The following is a 26,582-nucleotide window of genomic DNA, read 5'->3' as shown; positions in this document are numbered from 1 at the left end:
CCGCCGACCGATCACCCTGCCAGCACGCCCTGCCCGCGCATGCGCGGCGCCAGCGCCGCGTGCATCACCGCCAGGTGCATCACCACCGCCAGTTCCGGCGCATGGCGATCATCCCCCCTCCGCCACTGCTGGGCCAGCTGCGCGGCATCATCCGGCAGCAAGGACAGCAGCTGGGCATCATCCAGCGCATCGGCGGCGCCCTGCAGCTGGCGCGCCATCTGCCGCGACTGCCACACGTGCACGCCAATACTGAGACTGGCCAGCGACATCAGGACCACGGCCAGCCCGTGCTCGAACCACTGCGACAGCACTTCCGGCCCCCACAGCAGGGCCGCCAGTACGGCCAGGCCCGGCAGGCGCCAACCCAGCCAATGGATGCGACCGCGCTGCGACCAGTGCACCACCACCGCGCTGGCGATCAGCGCGGCCGCAGCCGTGGCCGGCAGCTCGGTCAGCCAGGTGGCCGCCAGCAGCACCGCCAGCACCGCCCAGACCCAGCCCGGCGGCAACGCGCGCCGCTGGTAGTCGGCACCGACCGGCCCGATCAGCTGTCGCAGGCTGCGTTGTTGGCTTGCATCGGTCACCCACCGTCTCCGTGTCTGTACCGGCTTGGATGGTCGTCGCCAGTGTGTCGCAAATTCGTGCCAATGAAGTTACCAATCCGCTATGACGGCGGCTCTACAACTTCTTGCGGATTGCCAGAATGCGCGGGCAGGCGCCAACCCTGCGGACCGGATACCCCGGCGTGCCAATCAACGCCGCTCGTCTTCTGGAGCGCTGCAGGCAGACGCCGCAGCTCGCAGCAAGGGGCCCACCTCCAGGCGTGGCGCGGGGCCGCGGGCCGGGAAGGCCATTGCAAGCGCCTTCGCCGCACGGTCGGCCTGCGGCTGCACGTACCAGGCGCTCTCCGCCGACAGCGCCTCGCCCCGCACCTGCTGCTCGAAGCGGTACTGGCCCCAGTAGATCGCCAGCGGCTCTTCCAGTGCATTGAGGGGGTTGGGCAGTGCCAGGGCCTCCGGGCACAACGCGGCGAAGGACTCGGCCAGGAGCCGCCGCTGCGGCGCTGGCTGTCCCGCCGAAAGAAAATGACTGAACTCGCGCATCACGATCGGCGCCCAATCCTCGTCGGTCCCGAACGTCGAGAACAGCAGGATGTAGCCCCCGCGCAGCTTGGCCTGGGTTCGTTCCGCCTCGGGCCACCATACGAAGCGGACCTGGAAGACGGGCGAATCGTCCACGTTGAAGAACGCCTTCATCTGCTGGGCCAGCGCCAGCACTGCAGGCGCGGCCAGTTGCCGGGCAAGCAATGCCTGCTGCGCAACAAACGGCGCCTGGGCCGCCAGCAGCTGTTCGGCATGTGGCGCGAAGTGCGCATAGTAGCGGCGCAGCAGCAGCTGATCCTCCCTGTCCTGCCCCGCGATGGCGGCGTCAACCGCTGCGGTGAAGGACGGCACGGCCAGGAAATACCTCGCGTAAGGATCGCCGGTGCGGGTGTCAGCACCCGCGAACAGGCGATCAGCCGGCGCCGATGGTTCCCTACCGCTCCGCGCAAGCGGTGACGTGCGCTGTCGGAAAGCCGCGTAGTCGGCCAACAGCGCCCGGTCCTGATCGCTCAGGCCAAAGCGGCGTTGCCACGCTTCCCGATACACCGGCGAGGTGTATCCAGGCAGCCAGTCCGGCAGGTTGTCCAGCAGATTGAACAGATCCAGCGCCCGGCTGTAGCGGGCCTCCACCGAATAGGGAGGCTCCGCCGCCTGGAGCGTGCAGAACGGCATCGCCACCAGGACGGCGAGTGCTGCGGCAGCACCACGGAATCGCAGAATGCGGGAGCTGGAGGGCATGGCCGGGGCCGTCCGCGGAAGGGCGTTGACCGATTCGAGCACGCCGCTGCGGTGACCACAACGTGCCAAGCGGCATGGGCGGAGCCGGCGACGGACGGATGGCCCCTCCGCCGGCTCCATCGTGTATTTCCAGGTTCCGACTCCCGTGCGTGACTGTTCAGCCGTATTGCCGTAACACTCGCGGCGCTGGGCAGGCCCTGCCCGTGGCGACACGGAATCGGCCCTGCACCTTGCAGCACTGTAGAAACCGGGGGTGCATTGTCCCCGTGACGCCATCGGCGCCGGTTTCCAAAACGCAGAAATAATGAAGCCCATCAATGCCTTAGCATGATGGGCTTTTTCGTTCATGACTGCCGCATGGGCAGAAATGGGCATCGATTGGCAGCGTTTGGTCAACTTCTTGGTCAACATCCGATGTTGACCACTGCCGTCCTCAGCTCGCCGGCGGATCTTTCAGCTGGTAGTTCTCATCCTCAAGCTGCTTGATGACCCGACCGATCTCGGCCTGCAGTTTGGTGTGGGCTGATGACGTTTCGTCCCACAAACTCTCCGCGTCTTCGTTGCTCTTTGCTCTGAAAGCCTTCCAGAACTTGTTGATGAAGGTATCCATAGGTGTCGTCACTTTCGACGAATGGATGCGAGCCCGAATCGGCAATAGCAGCGCAGCCCATTCCTCAACTTTCGGAACCAACTCAGGGTCGATTGTTGCTTTGGACCAATCCTCTCCCGTTGTCTGGGCTGCAGTCCGCGCGTTTCGAACCTTTCGGCCAGCATGAAGCAAGCCGACGAGAACCGGCTGCACCGCAAGTAGATTGCCTCGTTCCGCCTCTATTCGCTTGGCCCTTAGCGCATCGCGGCGCTCGACCAAGCGCTTCGCTTCCTGTGCCGCATCACGGCGGCGCTCGAGGAAAAAATCCAACCCCGCCTTCAGCAAGATGCCCGCGACCAGCGAGACAACGGGCAGGCCGTACTTCCAGAATTCGCTCGCCGACTCTGCCGCGGGCGCCGCGGGCGCAATCAGAATTTCTATTGGCATGCCATTCTCGTCTTGCTTGGTGAGCGCACATCCTGCCTGAATGATTTGTCGAATAGATCAAACTGGCGACTCCGGCACGCCTACGGCTATAGTCCGCGCATGACCAGCGAGCCCCGTCAATCCCAATACTCGCCGAAGGCCGTGGCGTACCTCCTCGAGAATTGGAGGGCCCTCAGACCCCAGGTCACGGACCTCCTGATTACTCTATGGCATCTGTCAGCAACTGCCCCAACTGGGGCGAAGGACCAGTTGACCCAAGGTGTTGGTCGCAGGCTGGACACAATGCTCGCCACTGCGGACGCAGTCTTTACTCTTATCCCGCCGGCGCGCACGAAGGTATCGCGCGACGTCATAAAGCGCGCAACTATCAACCTTCAGGCATTTTTGATTCACACGGTTGGAGTCATGGACAACATGGCTTGGGCTTACCTCCATTGGCACGGCCTCCAGAGTCAGGTCAACCGCAATCACGTCGATCTGTTCAAGGCGCGGACGCAAGAGGTGCTTCCGCAGCTTCTGGTTGATCACTTGACGACAGCTGAAATGGTCGCCTGGCGCGATACCTACTTGAAGCCCTACCGGGATGCACTTGCCCACCGCATCCCCCCCTATATACCGGAGACTCACACGCAGCACGAGGCGAGCGCACTCCAGAAAATTGAAGACCGAAAGCTGGCGGCAATGGCGACGGCCGACTGGGACTCGCTTATTGCCCTACAGGAAGAGGCCGGCCAAGTGCACGGGCATGGGTATCTGATCGTGCTGTCGTTCGCAACGCCGGACGAACCTATCCTGCTGCACCCCCAGATACTTGCAGATTTCACAACCATCATCGAAGTGCTGAAGGTCTACCTGAAGGCGCCTCCCCTGCCGCCTCGCATGCGCGATCCGTAGGACTCCGCAGGAAGTACCTACCCCATCCACCCAAACGGTGGCTCGGTGTTCGCCCTGGCCAGCCTGTTTGCCCGCACGGCTGCCCGCCAGGCCGTGATCTTGGCCACGTCGTCCCGCAGCCTCGCCTCGTGCCTCGCCACCCAGAGCTCGGCGCCGGCGCGACCCAGCTCGTAGCTGGTGCATTTCCGACATGGTCCACTACCAGGACCATACCGATGTCGATCGAGGTGCGCGACCCAGATGCCATCATCGACACGCTCGGTCACGGACAAGACCCAGACGCCCTGGCAGGCAATCACAGTCAGCGGATCGTCCGGCCTGCTGGCAGAGCGTGTGGTCCAGTAGAAGGAGGCGGGAAGCGGCATGGCCGGGAGGATACGAATTGCGGTCGCGGCGGCTGCGATTGCGAACACTCTATTGCCACACTCGTGACTGCCTGCCTCTGCGCCACCTGCAAGCTGGCAGCCTACGACTACGTCCAGATGCTAGCGCGCACCACCGCACATGATATTGACACTCATTCTCATTTGGTGTACTTAGGCTGCGGGCGAATTGCTCTCTCGAGGGGGTCAAGAGCATGTATCTGAAGCGTAGTGGCTCGCTTGCCGTACTTCTGAGCCTAGTGGCCGTGTTGTGCTTTGGTGCCACTTTCACTGTGAGTGGCCACTTGCTTTGGTGGTCCTGTGGCGTCGCTTTGCTCTCATCTCTCATCGCGGCCCTTTGGTTGCGCAATACGTCCAGACCCGTTCGAGCGCTCTCAATTGGCGTTTTCATCGCCGTGATCTTGAGATTGCTCATTCTTTTCTACTGAAACAGTGATAAGGATGAACGTCATGCTGAAGGGACTATTGGCAAGTGTGGTTTTGGTGGTTGGCGCAGGGGCAGTCGACAACGCCTCTGCACAGGCAGTTGCGGCAGCCCAATGCGAAGGATGTAGTTACCAGCAAAAAATCGAGGCTGCTAGAAGTGAAATTGACTTTGGAGGCGTGGCTGTGTTCAGCCTGTCCACTGGAGAGATCAATTCATTCGTTATCATGCCTGATCTCCGTATTATCGAGCTTCCGGTCAACCCCGACCTAGCCGACTATTACGCGGAACTCGTCTATCTTTACCAGAGGAACGGCGGCTCCCTGGAGTTCAAGGTTCCTATTGATGTGATCGCCTCTGATATGAGCGCAGCAAGCAGAGCGACACTGCGTGTCCAGTCGGCACGGGCATCGGCAACCGGCCATGACCTCCCGGAGAATGCCTACGAGGCCATCTCCAACTCCTCAAAAATGAACAACGTTCATGCCTGGATGGAGACGAAATTCCCCTCCTTCATTGCTGGCGGCCAGAGTGTCATTCGCGTTTTCAACCCGGCGGTTTGGCTGGGATCGAAAAGCTCGCAAGTTTACGTTCGCTTGGAGTTCCACGATAAGACAACAGTTCTTATTACCTACAACTACGACAGTAAAATGTGGGAACGGATACCCAACAGTGCTCGTGACGGGCACAACAACTCGATCCCAGAGAAAAGGGAGGACTTCGCCGGTGACGGCTATCGTGAATACAATTTCCAGGGTCCGCCATCTACAGATCTACAGAACTTCCTTGTCTGGGCTCATCAGAACGGCATTCCGGTCAGCGGACCAGTGAGCCACACACGTTTTGCTTGCAGCAGTGCCGGCGGTGGCCCAGTCCAGTGCGTCGCATACTGACGCAGCAGCGCGATTCACTGCGGATTGCTTTGTAAGGGCTCCCGTTTTGGGGAGCCCTTTTCGTTGAGGTTCAAGTAAGCGCACTACAGTTCCGGCAAGCCCAATTGTCTCCGCATTGCCGCGAGGAGCACGAACGAGGTCCGCGCCAGCGCGTGCTGGTCACGTGTCAGCTGGTCATACATGTCCAGCAGTTCCGGCGGGATCTGCCCTAGTGGCGTCTAACCTCCTCAACGGATCCTGCTTCCCGCAATCAACGCCTCCCTCGACACAGCCACCAGGCAGATTCGTTGGCCGTAGCTGTCTCGCGGGAGGATTCTCGTGAGAGACAAATGCCCCCCTGCCCGAGGATTGCCGAGGACCGGAGCCCCCGCGAATCTGCGTCCCGTCCGATTCGTCACGCTCAAACAGTTCGAGACGCTGACGGCTACACGGTCGACGCGGTCAACTCAAAGATCAAGCGTAGCGACTGGCTGGAGGGCGCCGTTTTCATCAAGGCGCCAGATGGAAGAAACCTGATCGACCTGGAGGGGTACGAAGAGTGGGTAATGCACGGCAGGGCGGCGTCAGGCCAGCTACACAAAGCAGCATCACAATAGACTTCTACTATCGGGGCAAGCGGTGCCGTGAGCGAATCAAGCTCCCGCCGACCGCTCGGAACCTGCGCTGCTGCGAGAATCTGCTGGGGCAGATCAAAGTCGAGATCGAAAAGGGCACGTTCAACTATGCCACCCACTTCCCTGGGAGCAAGCGCGCGGTGCAGGTGGCAACAAAGCCAGCGGCCCTGGATACCCTGGAGAAGGTGCTGGCGCGTTGGCTGGCACAGAAGGAACCGGAGCTCGAGCACAGCAGCCTGATCGGCTACCGCCGCATCGTCGACAACATCCTAGTGCCGCGCTGCGGAGCGATCGCGTTGCGTGACTTCGACCGTATCGCCCTGAAGGAGCTGGTGGCCACATTCGACGAGTCGACGTCGGCCAAGCGCATCAACAACGTCTTGGGCCCGCTCCGCGGTGCCCTCGATGAGGCTGTGGCCGATGACTTGATCCCCACCAACCCCTTGGACGGCTTTAGGGTGAAGCGGCGTGCCAAGGCCAACGCGCGTGAAGAGGTCGACCCCTTCACGCCGGAGGAAGTCCAGGCGATCCTGGCCGCCTGCCGCGACGACCAGGTTCGCAACTACTGCCAGTTCAACTTCGCCACGGGCCTGCGGACCTCAGAAATGATCGGTCTCTGCTGGTCGGACATCGACTGGCGCAAGGGCACGGTCAAGATCCGGCGCGCTTGGGTGATGGGCAAGATGAAAGCGCCCAAGACCGGGTCGGGCGTGCGCGAGGTGCAGCTGCTGCAGCCGGCGATCAATGCCCTGAAGGCCCAGCGTGCCCATACCATTACCGCCGGCGAGTTCGTCTTCCACGATCCCAGAACGAATGCGCGGTGGGGGTCGGATCAAAGCATCCGCGCTGGCGAATGGCAGCGCGCGCTGCGCAAGGCCGGCGTTCGGTACCGGTACCCCTACTACCAGATGCGCCACAGCTTTGCCTCCCAGGCGCTCAGCACTGGTGAGAACGTCATGTGGGTGGCGCGGCAGATGGGGCACCGCGACTGGACGATCACTGCCAAGAAGTACGGCCGGTGGATCCATCGATGGTCCCCGATGCCGGCGCCAAGGCGGCGGCAGTCTGGAACCCGCTCACGGCCCCCCCCTGCCCCGCAGCCTGCTGCTGGACGGCAGCGGCGACTGAACCGGTTCGCCGGCAGCCCTGGCCGCGCGTGACTGTTCAGGAAGATTGCCGTACCATCCACATCGTTAGGCGGGTTCTTGGTCAACATTTGGTCAACCAAGGGCCTGAGAGCCTTGCAATACTTGAAGAAACCGGGGGTGCATTGGTTTCGACGGGGGTTGTGAAGTCGCCTGGCGCATGCCGAGGGGGTAGCTTTCCTCGTAAATCCAGCTGCAAAACTCTAGTTGCCAACGACGACAACTACGCTCTGGCCGCTTAAGGCCTAAGCCTCGAAACCGCTTGTGTCCATGCTCGCGGTGTAGAGTCACTATCATGGAATCGCGCTGGGTGGCTGCCTGTCAGTCCGGCACTAGAACACAACAGGCTGGTTCCCGGATGCGCTTTGCACGCCGTGCTGTTCGGGGACGAGATTCAACGGCGAGCTAAGCATGTAGTGCTGGGGATGGAGTGCCTTCGGACGGCGGTTCAATTCCGCCCACCTCCACCATCTGTACGGCCTGTCGAGGCCGCAAGAAGCCGGATCTCCCGCAACGGAGTTCCGGCTTTTTTGTTTTCCGAAGATGGTGCCCCATCTGCTGTTCCGACATCCCCAATGCCACCCGCATCGGGAGCCAGTCACAAAAGCTGGGATCCGGATCCAGTAGAGTCCCTGCGTCACACGACGTGACCCGACACCTGAAAGGACATCAGATGAAACGCATCACACTGTTTGTGGGCTTGGCCGTGGCGTTGGCACTGGGGCAGGCTTCCGCTGCCACGCCAGGGTCCCGTTATCTGCAGCTGGCCGCTGACCAGCGCGTACAACCCGGCACGGCAACCCTGCTTTCAAGCACCATCGATCTGAGCGCCCCCGGCTGGGTGTACGTGCAGTCGGATGGACGGTACTTCCCTGGCGGCAGCTCTGCCGCCAATGCCTACATCACCATCAACGGTGAGGTGGTCTCAAACGACAGCTACATCGACTGGCGGCAGTCGACGTCGGCCCAGCAGCACTCCTTCAATGTCATAGGTGCCAAATACCTGCCTGCCGGACGCCATACGGTCAACCTGGCCGGTCAGGCCATCGGTTCGGCCGTCAATTTCGGCTCTGCCAGCAACCTCTCCGTGCTCATCACCTCCGCAGGCTCGGTAACCAACAGCAGCCTTGCCAGTGACACCACGCAGCTGGACTTCAATACCGTCGGCAGCCCTGAAGGAATGGCGTTGCAGGCCAAGGACCGCAGGCTGCTGATGACCGCCCAGGCCGGCAACCCCGGTGGCCCCATCGTGGCCATGGCTTCCGGCCGCGCGTTCGCGTGGGGCAGCTACGGCGACGGCATGCTGGGGATTTTCCTGAACGAGCAGGAACCCGGCATCGAATCGATGACCTGGTCGATCAATGACATCTTCAGTGGCGCCGAAACGCAGGCTCCCTTCTATTCGCAGGGCCTGTTCGTCAATCCGCCGGCTTACAGCACTGTCAGCTTCGTCGCGTCCGAATCGCCTTACTACCAGCCGCAGGACGCCAACACCAACAACGTAAAGTACAAGTTCGGCGCCAACTCCCGACTGGTGACGCTGTCCAACGGCTTTGGCGTGGCCGGAAAGGGCTTGAATCCAGGATTCAACTACGCCGCCGCGGGCCCTTACCGCCGCTTCGCCTATGTCTGCGTCGGGACCAATGGCTTCGCGCCCGGCTGCCCGTCGGTGGGCTCGCAGGTGGTCATTGGTGAGGGCCAGGTCTGCATCCCGCAGGGGCACAACGGGGTGGTGCTGTTCTCGACGAAGTCCCGTGTGCAGGGTGACCCGAACGACGGCGGCGGCAGCGTGTTCCTGTTCCTGAAGATCGATGGCCAACAGGTGGGCAGCCTCGGCACCCAGCAGTTGGGTTCCAGGCCGGACTCGGTCAGCACCCGTACCATCTCCGCCAGCTACCTGAGCGCGGGATCGTCCGCGCTGGGAGCGGGCTGCCACACCGTGCAGGCCGTGGCCCAGGTACTGGGAGATTTCCGCCACATGTCGCTCAATGCCGACATGCCGCTGGTCTGGTTCGACTGACCCGTCACGCCGAATGTGGCCGGTGGCCGGGGTCTGTTCGCCCCGCCACCGGCTATCCCGCAGCACATTGAAGGATCTGCCATGAAAGCCCCCCTCGCTCACACCCTGCTCTTCGCCGCATTCGCCGCATTCGCCGCAGCTCCGGCCACGCACGCCGCCGCACCAGCCATTGCTCCACCTGGCACCGCCACGCTGGAAGCCATGCTGGCCTGCAAGGCCGGCTCGAACTTCAGCGAGGCCGACGCCATCGATGCACTGCAGGCCGCCGGCCTGGCCAGGAAACCGGGTGGCACCTTCGAGCCGGAGGACAAGCCGGTCGCCCTGTTCGGCGGTACCGTCACCAGTGCCGATGTGAACGTGGCCGAGGGCGAGAAGAGCCTCTTCGTCTATTTGAACGGCGTTGACTCCAAGCATCTGGCCAAGGCGTGGTCAGTGACCACGGTCAACGAACACGCCAACACGGAGGAACCTTCATACGTGAAGGCCATCGACAAGCGACACACCCTGCACGTGATCGCAGGCGACGACTACGAAGGCTATTCCGCGGCCGTGAAGTGCCAGATCACCCGGTAGCGGGTTGATCCCCGCTACAGCCAACGCCGCACACGTTGGCGGAACAACGGATACACCTCGGGGAAGCGGGCCAGCAACGCCCGCTCTTCCGGCATGATCTGCAGCCAGGTGATGTACAGCACGAACAACGGTACAGCCAGCAACGCGATCGTGTTCTGCAGGTACAACATCGCGCCCGTCAGGATCGTTGCCTGGCCGAGATACATCGGATTGCGCGTGTAGCGGTACACGCCGCGCGTGACCAGCGCGCTCGATGCCGAAGGGCGCAGCGGATTGACCGTGGTGCGCGCCCTCTGGAACGCGAGCTTCGGCAGCAGGTTCAGCGCCAAACCGATCACCATCACCCCGCCTGCCATCAGCGCCGGCATCGGCAGGGGCAACACCGCACCCGGCCACAGTCGGCTCCCCAGCCAGCCGATCCCCGCGCACAACAGCATCACCAGCGGCGGCGGGATCCGGGTTTCAAACCACGTCATCGCAGTTCCTGCATCGCCCCATTCACTCCAGTGTCACACGGAACTGCCTGAATCGCTTGCATGGCAGCGGCTCAGGGGCCCAAACCGACCGCCCGGTATCTTCCGCTTTGACAGGCCGACCGCTAGAGTGGCGCGACCGCGCAGGAGGATCGTATGGCTACCACGGGCTTGGGCTTCATCGGCCGCACGACCCTCATCATCACCGTGCTGCTCACCCTGGGCGGCTGCGCGACATTGCGCCAGTTCGGCCCCTCGGTGCAGGTGGCCTCGGTCACGCCCGGCCAGTACATCGCGCTCAAGCGCGGTGACATCCTCACCACCGGCAAGCTCAGTTCGGCAACGATGGAAACGCTGCGCGTGGCCGGCCTGGATGAAGGCGTCTGCGCCAGGCCCGGCCTGCCCTGCATCGAGGCCATGGAAGGCAGCATCGTGGTGCGCGAGGAGGACAAGCGCTCAAGCCTGGCCGAGCTGTGGCTGCAGTATGCGATGACCCTGCCCGCGCCCAAGCGCGAGTACTCCACGTCAGGCCGCGCCAAGAGCGCGATCACCGAACTGGACGCCGACTTCCAGCCGCGCCTGGACGCGTGGATGCAGGTCGCACGGCAGGCCTACGCCTACCTGTTCTTCACCGAGCGCACGGCCAACCAGCGCGGTTTCGAAGACCGCCAGACCCAGGTGCGCGACTACTACAACCTGGCCGTGCAGGAAGCCTCGGTGCAGTTGTACAACGCCTATGCCACCGGGCGCGTGCATGCTGAAGCCAGCCATTTCCAGCTGGGCCGCTGGACCTTCGTACTGGCGCCTTCAGGCGAGGCATCACCGCTGGATACGCGCACGCCCACCGAACTGGTACCGGCGGCCTCGCTGTCGTTCACCGGCACGCTGCGCAGCGTGCATCGCCGCGATGGCTTCGGTGCCGAACTTGTGGCGGTGATGGACGATCCTGCAGCCGCCACGACCACCACGCCGCCGGCAGCGACGCCTGCTACGCAGGCCAGCACTTCGGCCACGCAGAGCTGGAGCGAGATGCCGTCGCCGTCGATGACGGTGCTGCTGCGCTTCTCCGGAAAGAACCTGTGGGAAGTGCTGCACGACGACGAGCCGGAGCTGGAGATCCACGACCCCTACCAGGTCACCGAAGTCACCCTGCATGGCCAGCAGGTGCCATTGGCCGCGAACTTCACCGCAGGCTACGCACTTTGGCTGGCGCGCTCCAATTTCAGCCACCAATCGCTGCGTTCGCTGTTTGGTGGCAAGGGCGGCATCGACACGCCGCATCTGTACATGATGCAGCCCTACGACCCGAACCGCCGCGTGCTGCTGATGATCCATGGCCTGGCCAGCAGTCCGGAAGCCTGGGTCAACGTCGCCAACGAGCTGATGCGCGACGACGAGATCCGCCAGGACTTCCAGGTCTGGCAGTTCTACTACCCGACCAACATGCCCATCGCGATGAGCCACGATTCAATGCGTCATACGCTGGACGAGGTGTTCAAGCATTTCGATCCCAGCGGCAAGGCGCAGGCGTCGCATGACATGGTGCTGGTCGGGCACAGCATGGGTGGCGTGATCGCGCGGCTGATGATCTCCTCTTCCGGCGATCATCTGGTGGACACGCTGCTGGCAACCGCTCAGATGACACCTGCACAGCAGGAACTTCTGCGCACCAAGGGCGCACCGGTGCTGACCTTCCTGCCGGAACCGGAAGTGTCGCGGGTGGTGTTCATCGCCACGCCACACCGCGGCACCGATGTGGCCGGCACCCGCCTGGGCCGCTGGATCGGGCGCCTGGTGCGGTTGCCGCTGACCGTGCTGGAAGACGTCGCCACCATCGCCAACGACGGCCAGATCGATCGCAACGACGGCAAGCACGGCTACCAGATGAACAGCATCCAGAATCTGGACAAGGACGATCCCTTCGTCCGCGCCGTGGCCGACCTGCCGATGTCGCCGAAGGTGCACTACCACTCGATCATCGCGCGCGCCAAGGCCGATGGTCCGCTGGAAAAGACCGACGACGGGCTGGTGCCCTACTGGAGCTCTCACCTGCCGCACGCGGACTCGGAGAAGGTGATCGTGTCCGGGCACAGCGTGCAGGAAGCCACGCCGGCCATCGTCGAACTACGGCGGATCCTGCATGAGGACATGCAGGAGCACGAGCGCCAGAACAAGTAACCCACCTCATCACGGCCGCTGGCCGTCCCGCGCGGCCGCATCACAGCGGCGGTGCCCAGGCTTGCCGGAACACCGCCACTGCGGCAGACCGGGATACTCAGCCTTGTCCGTCGGACGCAGCGTCGGTGATCAGTTGGGCCACCGCTACCGGCTGCGACGCCAGCGATGCATGACTGGCATCCAGCGTGATGGTGGCACGCGGCTGCATGCGCGCCGCCATGCGCCGCTGGTTGTCGGGATGGATCATGTGATCGGCGCTGGAGACCTGGTACCAGCTCGGCTTGTGCCGCCACGCCGGATCGGTGATGGCATCGCCGAAGGTGCTCGCCAGAGGTGCCTTCTGGGTGACCGCCATTACCCGCGCCTCGTCGGCCGGCAGGTCCTGGCAGAAGCTCTCGTGGAACCTGCCCGGCTGCAGCCACAGGTATCCGTCACCGTCCGGCGCCAGGTTGGCCGCCGCCTCGGGCAACTGCTGCTGGGTAATGCCGCCGGGGCTCTCGCCCGCATCCGGCGCGAACGCGGCGATGAAGACCAGGCCGGTCACGTTGGGTTCGTTTCCAGCTTCGGAGATCACCGCGCCACCATAGGAATGGCCGACCAGCAGCACCGGCCCCTGCACCTGGCGGATCATGCGGCGGGTGCGTTCCGCGTCGTCGGCCAGCGATGTCAGGGGCAGTTCCACGGCATGCAGGTCGTGGAAACCCCGGCGATCGAGCTCCAGGATCACCTTGGCCCAATGCGCGGCACCGCCCCAGAAACCATGAACCAGAATGATGCTTGGCTTGCTCATCTTGCAGGACTCCTCACTTGGATGGGATGGTTGGCTGGCAGCAGCCCGCGCTGCCTGAAGCCACCCGACCAGACTACGGATCGCACCCGCCAGCGGCGATGCACGGACTCCTGAAAACCATGCCAAGGCTCCACAACACCGAATCGCTCCAGGCTGGATCCGACGCACTGTTTGCGATCTTCCAGTCGTCGCGCATGCAGGGCGGCGACATCAGCCGCAACGTCATGCAGCCCGGCGGATCACTCGCCATTGCCGAAGGCAAGGGGTGCTTCCACTTCATCGAGCACGGCACGGCGCGGCTGCATGCGGATGCCGCGGTTGTGCCACTGCAGACCGGCGAGCTGCTGTTGATGCCGCATGGCCGGACGCATCGCATCGACTGCGCCGCCGACGCGCAGGGGCCGGCCGGCCTGACCACCGCATCGTTCGGGTTCGATGGCCCTGGCAGCCGTCTGCTGCTCGATGCCCTGCCCGGCTGGTTGCATGTTCCAGGGGTGGACCGGATGCCAAGCGGATTTCCTGCCAACTCGGCCGACTGGATGGCGGTAACCCTGGCCGCGATCCAGGCGGAAGCGTCCCGGCCTACGCTGGGCAGCGGCTTGATGCTGTCACGCCTGCTCGACCTGTTGTTTGTCTGGACCCTGCGCTACTGGCTCGGAACGTCCGGTCCGCACAACTGCCAGCGTCTGCATGCCTTGGCCGACCCACTGATTGGACGGGCATTGGCGTTGATGCAGGCCCGGCCCGCGCACGCATGGACCGTCGAGTCACTCGCTGCGTGCCTGAATCAGTCCCGCTCGAATTTCGCGCAGCGGTTCAGCCTGGCCACCGGCATGTCGCCGATGCGCTATCTCGCTGAATCACGACTGCAGCTGGCCGCGCAGATGCTGCGCAGTGGCAACCGACGGGTGTCGCAGATTGCCGGAGATGTCGGATATCTGTCCGAACCCGCATTCAGTCGTGCGTTCCGCCGCGCGTTCGGCATGAGCCCGAATGCCTGGCGCCAACAGGCACCGGCGACATCCGACTGAGGGAAATCCCTCATCGCGCGTGCGCACCCGTCCTCCTATGCTGGCCTCACATTCCCCGCAGGAGGTCCGCATGAACACGCAAGAGCCCAGCCGCCAGCCCAGCCCCGACCCGGCCGAGCGCGATGCCTTCTTCCCGTCGCCCTACTCGCTGTCGCAGTTCACCTCGCCCAGGAGCGACCTGTCCGGTGCCGACTATCCCGACGCGCGCCGCGATGGGCGCTGGAAGGTGCTGATGATTGCTGCGGACGAACGCTACCTGCCGACTGCCAACGGCCACCTGTTCTCCACCGGCAACCATCCAGTGGAAACCCTGCTGCCGATGTACCACCTGGACAAGGCCGGCTTTGACATCGATGTGGCCACGCTGTCGGGCAACGCCGCCAAATTCGAGTGGTGGGCGTTCCCGCGCGAGGACAAGGAAATCGGCGGACTGTACGAACGTTACGCGTCGCGTTTCCGCCAGCCACTGCCGTTGGATGAGGTGGTCGCCGGGCTTGCTGCGGATTCGGACTATGCCGCAGTGTTCATCCCCGGCGGCCATGGCGCCCTGATAGGACTGCCGCAGAGCCGTGCAGTGAAGGACGTCCTGCACTGGGCGATGGCCCAGCAACGCCACATCATCACCCTGTGCCACGGCCCGGCCGCACTGCTCGCTGCAGGCGTGGACGAAGCCGACGGCGGTTCGCTGTTCCGCGGTTATCGCATCTGCGCCTTCCCCGATGCGATGGACCGGCAGACGCCGGAGATCGGCTACATGCCCGGGCAACTGCCGTGGTTCTTCGGTGAGCGCCTGGCGCAGCAGGGCGTGCAGATCGTCAACGATGGCATCGATGGCAGCGTGCTGCAGGACCGCCTGCTGCTGACCGGCGACAGCCCGCTGGCCGGCAATGCGCTGGGCAAACTGGCTGCACGCACCCTGCTCGACGCCCTGGCCGAGCGCTGAACCGGATGACCGCGCTGGTGCAGGCGTTGCTGGAAATGGAACGCGCCCGTTCGCTGAGCGCGGTGGGTGCGGTCCTGCGAGGCATCGCGGCACCACTCGGCTACGACCGCGTGCTGGTGTTCGCCACCGGCACCGGGCTGGAGCGCGGTACACAACGCGTGTACTGGATCGAGGGCGACTGGTTCGGCAATGGCAGCGATACCGACCTTGCGGGCTACCTCCACGCCTGCCCGGTCAATCGCCACGTGCTGGACAGCGACGCGCCGTTCTTCTGGAGCAAGCGCCAAGGCGTTCGCGGCGAACGCTACCAGATAGTGAAGCAGCCACGCGGCGAAGGCCTGCATGGTCTGCAGGTGCCGGTGTTCGGCACCACCGGCCTGGAGGGCGCGATCAGCGTTGCCGGTACGTCGATCGACGCGTCGGCCAGCGCGCGCCTGCAGCTGGAGGCTGCTGCAACCGCAGCATTCCGAGCCGCACGCCATCTGGCCGAATCGCCTGCCGAGCTTTCGGGAAGCGCGCTGAGCAACCGCGAGCGCGAAGTGCTGCGCTGGGTTGCCGCCGGCCGCCGGCAGGCTGAGATCGCGGCCACGCTTGGGCTTTCCACGCGCACGGTGGAGAACCATCTGCGCCACGCGCGCCAACGCCTGGGTGTGGCGACCACCGCGCAGGCAGTGCGTGCCGCCAGCCGTCGCGGCGAGATCGAAGACTGATCGCGGCGAGGCACTTCCGGCGGTCTGGTTCGCGTGTTACACACGCCATGCGCATGTGCGCGATTGCAGAAAGCAAGGATGATGCTTATGAAACTGCAACTGGCCGCGATGGCCGCGTTGGTGGTGGCAACTGCAACCCTGGCTCCGGTGGCGGACGCCAACACAGGGGTCCCGAGAGAGAATGTTTCCTGTGTGCCAGTGAATGTGGACCGCAACCGTGTCCACCACCACTGCACGGAAACCTACACCGATGAATTCGGCAACGTCTACACCGCCGAGTACTGGATCGACGAGTACGGCAACCCTTACCTGCGCGACTGAGCCTGGAAGGGACTGCGCCGGGCCACGAGCCGGGCCGGCGCGTACGCAGCAGCTGCCGCACGGTCGCCTGATCTACCGGGGGTAGTTGCATGACACCGCGCAGATGCGCGATTGCAGACACAAGGATGATGCCCATGAAACTGCACCTGGCCTCGATGGCCGCACTGGCAGTGGCCTTCGCCGGAATGATGTCGAGCGGCAACGCCAGCGCCGGGGTAACCAGCCCACCCGGCAGCGTGACCCGCTGCGAACCCTTTGAAGTGGAGCGCTACCGGATCCACCAGCATTGCATCGTGACCATGCCCGATGCGGACGGCGAGATTTTCCTCACCGAGTACTGGATCGACGAATATGGCAATCCGTACCTGATGTAAGCCCCCATCAACAAGGAGCGTGAGGATGAGACTGCAGAAAGGTTTGTCGGCATGTTCGTTTGCCGCCGTGCTCGCCGTGTCGATGCTGGCCCCCGTCGCCACCACAACGGCTGCCGAAGTCATCGAGGTCCAGGAAGAGTGCGTGCCCTTCCGCATCGCGGGCAACGTGTTCCACCAGCGGTGCACGTCGTACGTGGTCTACGACGACGGCACCCGCGAAGCCACCAGTCACTACAACCGTGACGAGAACGGGATGATCTACGACCCCTGATCGCGCCCGCGCGATCCGCCGGGCGGCGCTTTCACCGCCCGCCCGGCACCTGCCAGCCGCCCATCCCGGCATACCGCTGCCCTCGCCTTCCATGGCATGCTCCATGAAACCGTTTTCATGGAATGGAGGGATTCCACGATGTTGTCGCGCTTCCATCGACCTGCGCTGTGCGCATTGTTGGCGCTTGCTCTGCCTGCCGTTGCCTGGGCCGCTGCGCCGGCGCCACTGAAGGTGATGTCGTTCAATGTCCGCACCCCGGCTGATACCGAACCGGGCAAGCGCTGGCCGGACCGTCGCGATGCCATGGTCAAGGTCATCCTCGATGCGCACCCGGCCGTGATCGGCACCCAGGAACTGGTGAAGGAGCAAGCCGACTACCTGTCCGGGCACCTGCCCGGTTACCGCTGGTTCGGCGAAGGCCGCCGCGGTGGAAGCGGTGACGAACACATGGGCGTGTTCTACGACAGCAAGGTGCTGGCCGTCGAGGAATCCGGGAACTTCTGGTTGTCGGACACACCGGAGGTGCCCGGCAGCATCACCTGGGGCAACCTGTACCCGCGCATGGTCACCTGGGCCCTGTTCCGGCGCCTGGACGATGGCCGTCGTTTCTACTTCATGGATACCCACCTGCCCTACCGCGACGAGGACGAGCCGCGCCGGGTGAAGGGTGCCGAACTGATCGGCAAGCATCTGGCAACCCTGCCGGCCGGCCTGCCGGTAATCCTGACGGGTGACTTCAACAGCGAGCCCGGTGGTGACACCTACAAGGCATTCACCCGCCTGCTGCAGGACACCCGTACCCAGGTGAAGGCTCCGCAGGGCCCGCGCTTGACCTTCCATGACTTTACCGGCAAAGCCACCACACAGCTGGACTGGGTGCTGGTGCGCGGCTTCCATGCGCGCAACTTCCTTACCGATGATCGGCGCATTGGTGGTGTACTGCCGTCGGATCATTTCCCGCTGGTGGTCGAGCTGGATTGGCCGAAACATTGAACCTGCGCGGCAGCCGCAGCTACGGCGGCGGCTGTCGCGACATCAGCCGGTACAACGCCTGATGCTGGTTGCGTGCCTGGAAGATGCGGGCACCGACCGCCAGAAACACGGAGATGCCGATCAGGCCCAGCCCCAGCATCTGGTCCGGCAGGCGCACGAAGCCGATCGCAGCCGCCATCGTCGCCAGTACCATCAGCACTACGACCGCTACCGACAGCCCTGCGCCGGGTGGTCCCGGATCACCGAACAGCATGCGCTGGGTATCGCGTTTGTCATCGCTCATCGCCTGCCCTCCTGGAATCTGCCCCCACTAGTTACACCGCGGGCTCCGGTTCTGGCAGAGTCAGAAACGTCATGACTGTGACAACGTCCACAGCACGCGACGCGCTACCCTTCCTCCATTCCCAATCTGCGGAGGGCGTCATGGCGCACCAGAGCCGTCTGGCCGGATTCATCATCGACTGCCAGGACACGCCCGCAGACGAAGGCGCACGCTTCTGGGCGGCCGCACTTGGTCTGCAGGCGCAGCCCGCTCATGCCGAAGACGGCGCCGAGTACGCCGACCTGCAGGGCGCGCCCGCGGGCCTGAACGTGGAAGTGCAGCGGGTCGCTCACCCATCGCGGGTGCACCTGGACATCGAGAGCGACGACATCGATGCCGAGGCAGATCGACTGGAAAAACTCGGCGCGCGCCGGATCGGCTTCGTCAAACGCTGGTGGGTGATGGAAGCGCCGACCGGCCATCGCTTCTGCATCGTGCGCATGCGCGAACGCGCGATACCGGCCAATCATTGGCCCTGAAAGCAGAAAGGGACGGAAGCCGCGGCTTCCGTCCCCTTGCGCCTACTGCAGCTGCGCCACGCTGGGTTGCTGCGGCGATTGCCCCCAACCGCCCAGCGCCTTGTACACGCCAACCACGCTGACGTTGACTTCGGCCTCGGCCGCCGCCAATGCATCATCTGCCGCCAGCTGCGTGCGCTGCGCATCCAGCAGGGTCAGGAAGTCCTCCGAGCCCTCGCGATAGCGGATCTGCGCCAGCGATTCGGCACGTCGCGCCGCCTGCGCCTGCTCGACCACGATCGCCAGCCGCGCCTGCTGCTTGGAATAGCGGGTCAGCGCGTTCTCGGTGTCTTCCAGTGCCAACAGCACGGCCTGTTCATACTGCGCAGCCACGCCCTCGGCTTCTGCCTTGCTGGCACGCAGCCGTGCGCGCACGGTGCCGAAATCGAACGCGGCCCAGCTCAGCGACGGGGTCAGCGACCAGGCCTTGTTGTTGCCGTTGACCAGGCCGCTGGCATCGCCGCCGAGGAAGCCGACGAAACCGGACAGCGACAGCCGCGGGAACAGATCCGCAGTGGCCACGCCCACCCGCGCAGTGGCAGCGGCCAGGCGACGCTCGGCCACGCGCACGTCGGCGCGTTGGCGCAGCAGCTCGCGGGTATCGCCCAGCGGCAGCGCCTTGGCGAACGCCGGTACCTCATGCGGTGCCAGCATCGCGGTCAGCATTTCCGGGCGCTGGCCCAGCAGCACCGCCAGCCGGTTGCGTGACTGCGTCTCGGATACTTCCAGAAGCGGAATGTCGGCCTCGATCGCCTTCAGCCGTGCACGGCTGCTCTGCACGTCCAGCTCGCTGCCAGCGCCCAGCTCCCAGCGCGCCTCGGTCAGCTTCTGCGTATCACGCAGGTTGACCAGGGTGTGCTGGGCCACCGCGATGCGCTTCTGCGTACCGCGCAGCTCGAAGTAGTTGCGCGCCACTTCGGCGGCGACCAGTACCTGCGCATCGGCCAGGTTGGCCTGCTCGGCGTCCAGGTCGGCGCGCGCGGCTTCTGCAGCACGGCGCTTGCGGCCGAACAGATCCAGCTCCCAGCCGGCGTCGAAGCCGAGCTGGTAGCTTTCACTGAACACCCGCTGCCCACCCAGCTGCGGATCGGGTTGCTTGCGGCGGTCGTAGCTGCCGCCTGCGGTTATGTGCGGGGCCTGGTCGAAGCGGCTTTCGACGAACACCGCGCGGGCCTGGCTGACGCGGGCCACCGCCACGCGCAGGTCGAGGTTGTCCGACAGTGCACCGTGCACCAGTTCTTCCAGCACCGGATCGTCGAACTGCGCCCACCAGCTGGCAACCGGCGAGGTGCTACTGAACACCGGCTGCTGCGCACCCTGCAGCACCACGGGCTCCTGCACCGGCGCCTTGTAGTTGGGGCCGACGCTGACACAGCCTGCCAGCACCAGGCTGGAGACGGCCATCGCCAACGTGCGGATCACCATGGCAGCACCTCGCCCAGGTAGGTGAAGCTGCCACTGGCGCCGGATTCACCGATCAGCGCCATTTCAACGCTGGAACGCGCGCCTTCGCTGATTTCGATTTCGCCGTTGCCGCCGTTCATGTCGGTCTTCACGTAACCCGGATGCACGGTGTTGACCTTGATCGGGGTGTTGCGCAGTTCGTAGGCCAGGCTCAGGGTCCAGCTGTTCACCGCTGCCTTGGAGGCGTTGTAGGCCGGCACCTTGAAATCGTAGATGCCCGACGCCGGGTCGGCGTGCAGGGTCTGCGAACCGAGCATGCTGGACACGTTGACGATGCGGCCGGACTTGGCCTGCTTGACCAGCGGCAGGAAGGCCTGGGTGACCGCCACCAGCGCATACACGTTGGTGTCGAAGGTGCGCTTCCAGGTATCGAGCGACTGTTCCGACGGCGCCTGCGCCGGGTTCTCGATCATGATGCCGGCGTTGTTGACCAGGATGTCCAGTCGTCCGTGGCGCTGGCGTACCTGCTCGACCGCTTCGGCGATGCTGGCCGCGTCGGTCACGTCCAGCTGGATGGCTTCCACCGGCAGGCCCTCGGCCTGCAGCTTCAGCGCCTGCTCGACGGCGGTCTCGCGTTTGCGGCCGGCCAGCAGCGTGTGCACGCCGGCCTGGGCCAGCTGGCGCACGGTCTCGGCGCCGATGCCACGGGTGGCGCCGGTGACCAGCGCGATCTTGTTCTGATGGGTGTTCATGGATTCTTGCCTTGTGAGGGGGAAGCCGCCGCCGGCCAGTGACCGGCGGCGACGGGGTTCCATGTCAGTGGTGGATGGTCGGCTCGCCGTGCTGCACCAGCTGTCCACCACCGTTGCGGGTGACGAACTTGCGCAGGGCCACGTAGAACACCGGCGTGAGGAACAGGCCAAACAGGGTCACGCCCAGCATGCCGGCGAACACGGTGATACCGGTCACCGAGCGCACCTCGGCACCTGCACCGTGCGACAGCACCAGCGGTACGGTGCCGGCGATGAACGCGATGGAGGTCATCACGATCGGGCGCAGACGCAGGCGGCAGGCTTCCAGCGCAGCTTCAACAATGCCCTTGCCGCCCATCTCCAGCTCTCTGGCGAATTCGACGATCAGGATCGCGTTCTTGCACGCCAGGCCCATCAGCACCACCAGGCCGACCTGCACGAACACGTTGTTGTCACCACCGGTCAACCACACGCCGAACAACGCGGACAGCAGGGTCATCGGCACGATCAGGATCACCGCCAGCGGCAGCGACCAGCTCTCGTACAGCGCGGCCAGCACAAGGAAGGCCAGCATGATCGCCACCGGGAACACGATGAAGGCGGCCTTGCCCTGGGTGGCCTGCTGGTAGCTCAGGTCAGTCCATTCGGTGGTCATGCCCACCGGCAACACCTTGCCGGCGATCTCGGTCAGCTTGTTCATCGCCTCGGCCGAGGACAGCAGGCGCGGGTCGGCTTCACCGGCCAGATCTGCTGCCGGGTAGCCATTGAAGCGCAGCACCGGGTCCGGGCCGAAGGTCTGCTTGATGGTAACCATCGAACCGATCGGCACCATCTCGCCACGATCGTTGCGGGTGCGCAGCTTGCCGATGTCCTCGACTGTCTCGCGGAATGGACCATCAGCCTGCGCGATCACCTGCCAGGTACGGCCGAACTGGTTGAAGTCGTTGACGTAGGCCGAACCGAGGTACGTCTGCAGCGTGTCGAACAGTTCGGTGAGCTGCACGCCCTGTGCCTTGGCCTTGACGCGGTCCACCTCGGCATCCAGCTGCGGCACATTGGCCTGGTAGCTGGAAATCGGGAAGGCCATGCCCGGCGTCTGCGCAACGGTACCCTGCATCGCCTGCACGGCATTCTGCAGCGCGCCATAACCCAGGTTGCCACGGTCCTCGATGAACATCTGGTAGCCGTTGCCGTTGCCCAGGCCGAGGATCGGCGGCGGCATCATCGCGAACGCGAAGCCCTCCTGCAGGCCGGCGATCTTCTGGTTGATCTCGGCGTTGATCTGCGCGGCGGTGCGGCCATGGCGCTCGGCGAACGGCTTGAGCGGAATGAACGCCACACCGGTGTTCGGCGTGTTGGTGAACTGCAGTGCATTCAGGCCCGGGAACGAGATGGTGTGGGCGACGCCATCGGTTTCCTGGGCGATCTTGGCGACCTTGCGCAGCATTTCATCGGTACGCGCGATCGACGAGCCTTCCGGCAGCTTCACACCGGCGATCAGGTACAGCTTGTCCTGGGTCGGGATGAAGCCCGGCGGCACCAGCTTGAAGATCACGCCGGTACCGACCAGCAGGATCGCGTAGACCACGAACACTGCACCACGACGGCCGAGGATGCGGGCGACGCCACGCTCGTACTTCTCCGAGCTGGACTTGAAGAAGCGGTTGAACGGACGGAACACCCAGCCGAACAGGCGGTCGATCAGGCGGCTCGGGCCATCCTTCGGGGCGCCATGGGCCTTCAACAGGCGTGCGGCCAGGGCCGGCGACAGGGTCAGCGAGTTGATCGCCGAGATCACCGTGGAAATGGCGATGGTGACTGCGAACTGCTTGTAGAACTGGCCGGTGACACCGGACAGGAACGCCATCGGCACGAACACGGCACACAGCACCAGCGCGATCGCCACGATCGGGCCGGACACTTCACGCATGGCCTGGTGTGCCGCCGCGGTGGGCGACAGGCCTTCTTCGATGTTGCGCTCGACGTTCTCCACCACCACGATCGCGTCGTCGACCACGATGCCGATCGCCAGCACCAGGCCGAACAGGCTCAGCGTGTTGATCGAGAAGCCCAGCAGGTACAGCGCAGCGAAGGTACCGACCACCGACACCGGCACCGCGATCAACGGGATGATCGAGGCACGCCAGGTCTGCAGGAACAGGATCACCACCAGCACCACCAGCGCGATGGCTTCCAGCAGCGTGGAGACCACGGCCTTGATCGAGTCACGCACGAAGATGGTGGTGTCATACACGGCTTCGTACTTCACGTCGGCCGGCATGGTCTTCTGCATCTCGTCCATCGTCGAGATGACCTGGTCACGGATTTCCAGCGCGTTGGCACCCGGCGACTGGAAGATACCGATACCGACCGCGTTCTTGCCGTCCAGCTGCGAGCGCAGGGTGTAGTCACCGGCGCCCAGTTCCAGGCGGGCCACATCGGCCAGGCGCACGATCTCGCCATCAACACCGCTCTTGAGCACGATGTCGCCGAATTCCTTTTCGGTCTTCAGGCGGCCCTGGGCATTGATCAGGGTCAGGAACTGGCTGTTCGGCAGCGGTTCGGCACCGAGCTGGCCGGCCGAGACCTGCACGTTCTGCTCGCGCATGGCGCGCACCACGTCACTGGCGGTCAGGCCGCGCGAGGCGACCTTGTCCGGGTCCAGCCAGGCGCGCATGGCGTAGTCGCCGCCACCGAAGATCTGCGCGTCTCCCACGCCAGGAATACGCGCCAGCGCATCCTTGACGTGCAGGCGGGCGTAGTTGCGCAGGTACAGGGTGTCGTACTTGCCTTGTGGCGAGGTCAGGTGCACCACCATCAGGAAGGTCGGCGACTGCTTCTGCGTGGTCACGCCCTGCCGGCGTACGTCCTCGGGCAGGCGCGCCTGCGCCTGCGCCACGCGGTTCTGCACCTTCACCGCCGCCGCGTCCGGGTCGGTGCCCGGGCGGAAGGTGACGGTCATCTGCAGCACGCCGTCCGAGCCGGCAACCGACTTCAGGTACATCATGCCTTCGACGCCGTTGATCGCCTCTTCAAGCGGCGTGGCGACGGTCTCGGCAATGACCTTGGGGTTGGCGCCCGGATACACGGTACGCACCACCACCGACGGCGGCACCACTTCCGGGTACTCACTGATCGGCAGGATTGGAATCGTGATCAGGCCTGCGGCGAAGATCACGATCGACAGCACCGCCGCGAAGATCGGCCTGTCGATGAAGAAGCGGGAAAAGTCCATGGAGGAATTCCTGGGAAAGGCGTTCGGCGGGCAACAGCCGCCCTGCCCCTCGTCACGTTGACGAAGGCAGGAACGGCTGCCGCTGGCGCCGGCAGCTAAGCGGGGACGCGGATCAGTGGTTCAGTGCGGCAGTCGCATCACGGCCCGGTGCCGGCGGCGCAGCCTGCGGCTGCATCGCCACGGCCTTGGCCTGCACTGGCATGCCCGGCATGAAGACCTTCTGCACGCCGTCGATGATCACCTTGTCGCCGGCGGCCAGGCCGTGCTCGACGATACGCAGGCCGTCGGCGGTGCGGCCGAGCTGGATGTCGCGGCGCTGGGCCTTGCCATCCTTGTCGACCACGTAGACGTACTTGCGGTCCTGGTCGGTCAGTACGGCCTTGTCGTCGATCAGCAGGGCCTGGAACTGGCCGCTGCCGAGCAGCTGCACGCGGGCGAACAGGCCCGGGGTGAACTGACGATCGGCGTTGTCCAGCAGTGCGCGGACGCGGATGGTGCCGGTGCTGCGGGCAACCTGGTTGTCGAGGAAGTCAACCTTGCCCGAGTGCGGATAGCCCTCCTCACCGGACAGGCCGACCTTCACCGGCAGCTCGCTGTCACGCTCGCTCGGGCGCTCGCCCTTGCGTGCCATCTGGGCGTAGCGCAGGAAAGTGCTTTCGTCGGCATCGAAGTAGACGAAGACGGTATCGAGCGAGACCAGCGTGGTCAGCACGCTGGCGCTGTCGCCGGCGGTGACCAGGTTGCCCGCGGTGACCATCGCGCGGCCGGCACGGCCGTCGATCGGCGCACGCACCTTGGTGAACTCCAGGTTGAGGCGGGCCGCATCCAGCGCAGCCTGCGCCGCCTGCACGGCGGCACCGGACTGATCGGCCGCAGCGCGACGCTGCTCGGCCGTCTCGGTGGAAATGGCCTGCTGCTCGGACAGGCGCTTGGCACGCTCGGATTCACTGCGGGCCAGCGTGGCCTGGGTGCGGGCGCGGGCCAGTTCGGCAGCGGCGCGATCGTACTCGGCCTGGTAACTGCGCGCGTCGATGGTGAAGAGCACTTCGCCCTTCTTCACTTCCTGGCCTTCGACGTAGTTGACCTTGTCGATGTAGCCGGACACGCGCGGGCGCAGTTCAACGCTCTGCACCGCTTCGACGCGGCCGCTGAACTCGTCCCACTGGCTGACCTGCTTGACCAGCACCGGCGCGGCGCTGACCTGCGGCGGCGGCGGTGCACCGGCTTCTTCGGCATGGCCGCCGCTGCAGGCCGCAAGCACGGCCGCGGCGAGGATCGACACGCCGGCCATCGCAATGCGATGGCCGAAACGATGTGGGGTGGAATTGGGGGAAGTCATGGCATGCATCCGTACGGAGGGGTGGTACAGCTAGATGAGAACGTGTTGCAAAAACAGGCGGCGTATCCTGCGACCTCAACCATGGTCGAGGTCAAGCGACGCCTGCGGTATCGCGCCACAGGGGAGGAACGTCCAGGTGCAGCAGGCCGCGCGGCAGCTCGGCATCACTGCTGTCGCAGCGGACGATGGCGCGGTTGTCACGGCAGCCATCCAGCAGGGAGACCACGCGGCGGCCGACCAGCAGCGAGCTGGGCCACTCGATGCAGGCATTGGCCGCGTTGGCCGGGGTGCACACCGGGCTGCAGACTTCCAGCATCTGCGCGCGCACGCCCAGCGCCTGCGCTTCCTGGTGTACTACCTGCGCATACATGCGCAGCGCGGCGGTGGTGATCGAGGTCTCGCCGTAGCCCGCCCACGGTTTGGCGTTGGCCGGGCTGCCGATCATCACGTAGCGGCGCGCATGCACGTTGTCCTGCAGCAGCGGCAGCAGATGACGCACCGCGTGCACGTGCGGCATCAGGTCGGCCTGCATCGCACCCAGCAGTTCATCGCCGTTGCGGTCGGTCACCCGGCCGCGACGGTAAGGCCCGCCCATTGCGGCAATCACGGCTGCCAGCGGACGCGGGCGATGCGCGATGCGTTCGGCCAGTGCGCGCGCCGAGCCGTCATCGCTGAGCGAACCCAGCAGCGTCTCCAGACCCGGCTCGTCGGCGAACTGCTCATGCAGCGCCGCCAGCCGGCCCGGATCGCGACCGACCACCAGCACCGGGCTGCCGGCTTCCAGCAATGCGCCGACCACGCCCTGGCCGACGGCACCGGTGCCGCCGAGAACCAGGACTTCGGGCGTCAGCATCCCATTCACGGGACATTTCCTCCCAAATCCGGGATAGTCCCGATTCGACGCAGGCGGTCACCCTTGTGCGGGACCAGGCGGATGGCACCGCCACGCTGCTGACGCATGGGCGCGGTAAACTCACGAAAGTCCTTGTGTACCAAGGAACTCGGGCGGACTTCAACGGTCATTGCCAGGTCCAGGGTGCTCTGGCCGGCGTTCCGGAGACGGGCAAGAATGTTGCGCAGGCTCATGGCGAACGGGCTCCAAATA

The 26,582-nt window shown here is 64.7% G+C and carries 26 protein-coding genes and 1 other RNA gene; 15 read left to right on the top strand and 12 right to left on the bottom strand.

What is annotated here, in order from left to right:
- Window positions 1–11: 11 nt before the first annotated feature.
- The 3 genes from EZ304_RS17935 to EZ304_RS17925 all read right to left on the bottom strand — a co-directional run bounded on the left by EZ304_RS17935 (window position 12) and on the right by EZ304_RS17925 (window position 2,877).
- A complete protein-coding gene (locus EZ304_RS17935; protein WP_142807752.1) occupies window positions 12–584 on the bottom strand; it encodes a hypothetical protein in 573 nt (190 codons plus the stop codon).
- A gap of 168 nt (window positions 585–752) precedes the next feature.
- Window positions 753–1,841, bottom strand: coding sequence for a hypothetical protein (locus EZ304_RS17930; RefSeq protein WP_260678137.1), 1,089 nt, complete (start codon window positions 1,839–1,841; stop codon window positions 753–755).
- A gap of 433 nt (window positions 1,842–2,274) precedes the next feature.
- Window positions 2,275–2,877, bottom strand: coding sequence for a hypothetical protein (locus EZ304_RS17925; protein WP_142807751.1), 603 nt, complete (start codon window positions 2,875–2,877; stop codon window positions 2,275–2,277).
- Between the two features lie 282 nt (window positions 2,878–3,159).
- Between EZ304_RS17925 and EZ304_RS17920 the strand changes: the two genes are divergently transcribed.
- From EZ304_RS17920 to EZ304_RS17885, 6 genes are all read left to right on the top strand, one after another.
- A complete protein-coding gene (locus EZ304_RS17920) occupies window positions 3,160–3,771 on the top strand; it encodes a hypothetical protein (protein WP_142807750.1) in 612 nt (203 codons plus the stop codon).
- 824 nt (window positions 3,772–4,595) lie between these two features.
- Window positions 4,596–5,471, top strand: a complete 876-nt coding sequence (locus EZ304_RS17910; protein ID WP_142807748.1) for a hypothetical protein — start codon at window positions 4,596–4,598, stop codon at window positions 5,469–5,471.
- A gap of 538 nt (window positions 5,472–6,009) precedes the next feature.
- Window positions 6,010–7,245, top strand: coding sequence for a site-specific integrase (locus tag EZ304_RS17900; protein WP_260678136.1), 1,236 nt, complete (start codon window positions 6,010–6,012; stop codon window positions 7,243–7,245).
- Between the two features lie 101 nt (window positions 7,246–7,346).
- Window positions 7,347–7,700: a transfer-messenger RNA gene (gene ssrA / locus EZ304_RS17895) on the top strand.
- A gap of 203 nt (window positions 7,701–7,903) precedes the next feature.
- Entirely contained in the window at window positions 7,904–9,250 is a 1,347-nt protein-coding gene (locus EZ304_RS17890; RefSeq protein WP_142807747.1) for a hypothetical protein, read from the top strand.
- An 81-nt stretch (window positions 9,251–9,331) separates the two neighbouring features.
- Window positions 9,332–9,823 (top strand): hypothetical protein, encoded by a 492-nt coding sequence (locus EZ304_RS17885; protein WP_142807746.1) that lies wholly within the window; start codon window positions 9,332–9,334, stop codon window positions 9,821–9,823.
- A 14-nt stretch (window positions 9,824–9,837) separates the two neighbouring features.
- On the opposite strand, the gene EZ304_RS17880 is transcribed toward EZ304_RS17885, so the two are convergent.
- Complete coding sequence (locus EZ304_RS17880) at window positions 9,838–10,299, bottom strand: methyltransferase family protein (protein ID WP_142807745.1); 462 nt, start codon at window positions 10,297–10,299, stop codon at window positions 9,838–9,840.
- 153 nt (window positions 10,300–10,452) lie between these two features.
- On the opposite strand from EZ304_RS17880, the gene EZ304_RS17875 reads away from it, so the two are divergent.
- Complete coding sequence (locus tag EZ304_RS17875) at window positions 10,453–12,474, top strand: esterase/lipase family protein (RefSeq protein ID WP_142807744.1); 2,022 nt, start codon at window positions 10,453–10,455, stop codon at window positions 12,472–12,474.
- A 97-nt stretch (window positions 12,475–12,571) separates the two neighbouring features.
- Here EZ304_RS17875 and EZ304_RS17870 read toward each other — a convergent pair whose 3' ends face one another.
- Window positions 12,572–13,264, bottom strand: a complete 693-nt coding sequence (locus tag EZ304_RS17870) for an alpha/beta hydrolase (RefSeq protein WP_142807743.1) — start codon at window positions 13,262–13,264, stop codon at window positions 12,572–12,574.
- A 26-nt stretch (window positions 13,265–13,290) separates the two neighbouring features.
- On the opposite strand from EZ304_RS17870, the gene EZ304_RS17865 reads away from it, so the two are divergent.
- The 7 genes from EZ304_RS17865 (at window position 13,291) to EZ304_RS17835 (ending at window position 17,907) form a co-directional block, all read left to right on the top strand.
- Window positions 13,291–14,295 (top strand): AraC family transcriptional regulator, encoded by a 1,005-nt coding sequence (locus tag EZ304_RS17865; protein WP_260678441.1) that lies wholly within the window; start codon window positions 13,291–13,293, stop codon window positions 14,293–14,295.
- A 70-nt stretch (window positions 14,296–14,365) separates the two neighbouring features.
- A complete protein-coding gene (gene hchA, locus EZ304_RS17860; protein WP_142807742.1) occupies window positions 14,366–15,238 on the top strand; it encodes a glyoxalase III HchA in 873 nt (290 codons plus the stop codon).
- A gap of 5 nt (window positions 15,239–15,243) precedes the next feature.
- The gene (locus tag EZ304_RS17855; RefSeq protein WP_142807741.1) at window positions 15,244–15,948 is read left to right on the top strand and encodes a PA1136 family autoinducer-binding transcriptional regulator; all 705 of its coding nucleotides are present in this window, start codon (window positions 15,244–15,246) and stop codon (window positions 15,946–15,948) included.
- Between the two features lie 87 nt (window positions 15,949–16,035).
- Window positions 16,036–16,269, top strand: coding sequence for a hypothetical protein (locus EZ304_RS17850; RefSeq protein WP_006433851.1), 234 nt, complete (start codon window positions 16,036–16,038; stop codon window positions 16,267–16,269).
- A 134-nt stretch (window positions 16,270–16,403) separates the two neighbouring features.
- Complete coding sequence (locus EZ304_RS17845) at window positions 16,404–16,643, top strand: hypothetical protein (RefSeq protein ID WP_313770298.1); 240 nt, start codon at window positions 16,404–16,406, stop codon at window positions 16,641–16,643.
- Window positions 16,644–16,668: 25 nt separating this feature from the next.
- Window positions 16,669–16,914 carry a hypothetical protein gene (locus EZ304_RS17840; protein ID WP_049449218.1) on the top strand — a complete coding sequence of 82 codons (246 nt, stop codon included), beginning with the start codon at window positions 16,669–16,671 and terminating at the stop codon, window positions 16,912–16,914.
- Window positions 16,915–17,052: 138 nt separating this feature from the next.
- Entirely contained in the window at window positions 17,053–17,907 is an 855-nt protein-coding gene (locus EZ304_RS17835; protein WP_142807739.1) for an endonuclease/exonuclease/phosphatase family protein, read from the top strand.
- A 19-nt stretch (window positions 17,908–17,926) separates the two neighbouring features.
- On the opposite strand, the gene EZ304_RS17830 is transcribed toward EZ304_RS17835, so the two are convergent.
- Window positions 17,927–18,190: a hypothetical protein gene (locus tag EZ304_RS17830; protein WP_142807738.1), complete on the bottom strand. Its 264-nt coding sequence runs from the start codon at window positions 18,188–18,190 to the stop codon at window positions 17,927–17,929.
- 140 nt (window positions 18,191–18,330) lie between these two features.
- On the opposite strand from EZ304_RS17830, the gene EZ304_RS17825 reads away from it, so the two are divergent.
- Complete coding sequence (locus tag EZ304_RS17825; protein WP_142807737.1) at window positions 18,331–18,708, top strand: VOC family protein; 378 nt, start codon at window positions 18,331–18,333, stop codon at window positions 18,706–18,708.
- Window positions 18,709–18,750: 42 nt separating this feature from the next.
- Here the strand turns inward: EZ304_RS17825 and EZ304_RS17820 are convergent, their stop codons facing one another.
- From EZ304_RS17820 to EZ304_RS17795, 6 genes are all read right to left on the bottom strand, one after another.
- A complete protein-coding gene (locus EZ304_RS17820; protein WP_099551198.1) occupies window positions 18,751–20,172 on the bottom strand; it encodes an efflux transporter outer membrane subunit in 1,422 nt (473 codons plus the stop codon).
- Window positions 20,166–20,903: an SDR family oxidoreductase gene (locus tag EZ304_RS17815; protein ID WP_106549383.1), complete on the bottom strand. Its 738-nt coding sequence runs from the start codon at window positions 20,901–20,903 to the stop codon at window positions 20,166–20,168. The genes EZ304_RS17820 and EZ304_RS17815 overlap by 7 nt, the downstream gene beginning before the upstream one ends.
- 64 nt (window positions 20,904–20,967) lie before the next feature.
- A complete protein-coding gene (locus EZ304_RS17810; RefSeq protein ID WP_049456792.1) occupies window positions 20,968–24,138 on the bottom strand; it encodes an efflux RND transporter permease subunit in 3,171 nt (1,056 codons plus the stop codon).
- A 112-nt stretch (window positions 24,139–24,250) separates the two neighbouring features.
- On the bottom strand, window positions 24,251–25,477 hold the full coding sequence (locus tag EZ304_RS17805) for an efflux RND transporter periplasmic adaptor subunit (RefSeq protein ID WP_099551201.1): 1,227 nt from the start codon (window positions 25,475–25,477) through the stop codon (window positions 24,251–24,253).
- Between the two features lie 91 nt (window positions 25,478–25,568).
- On the bottom strand, window positions 25,569–26,339 hold the full coding sequence (locus EZ304_RS17800; RefSeq protein ID WP_049400332.1) for an SDR family NAD(P)-dependent oxidoreductase: 771 nt from the start codon (window positions 26,337–26,339) through the stop codon (window positions 25,569–25,571).
- A complete protein-coding gene (locus tag EZ304_RS17795; RefSeq protein ID WP_012510726.1) occupies window positions 26,336–26,563 on the bottom strand; it encodes a hypothetical protein in 228 nt (75 codons plus the stop codon). The genes EZ304_RS17800 and EZ304_RS17795 overlap by 4 nt, the downstream gene beginning before the upstream one ends.
- Window positions 26,564–26,582: the final 19 nt, after the last annotated feature.

The sequence above is a fragment of the Stenotrophomonas maltophilia genome, assembly GCF_006974125.1.
GTDB classification, from domain to species: domain Bacteria; phylum Pseudomonadota; class Gammaproteobacteria; order Xanthomonadales; family Xanthomonadaceae; genus Stenotrophomonas; species Stenotrophomonas maltophilia_O.
This window is presented reverse-complemented; position numbering and strand designations above follow the sequence as displayed.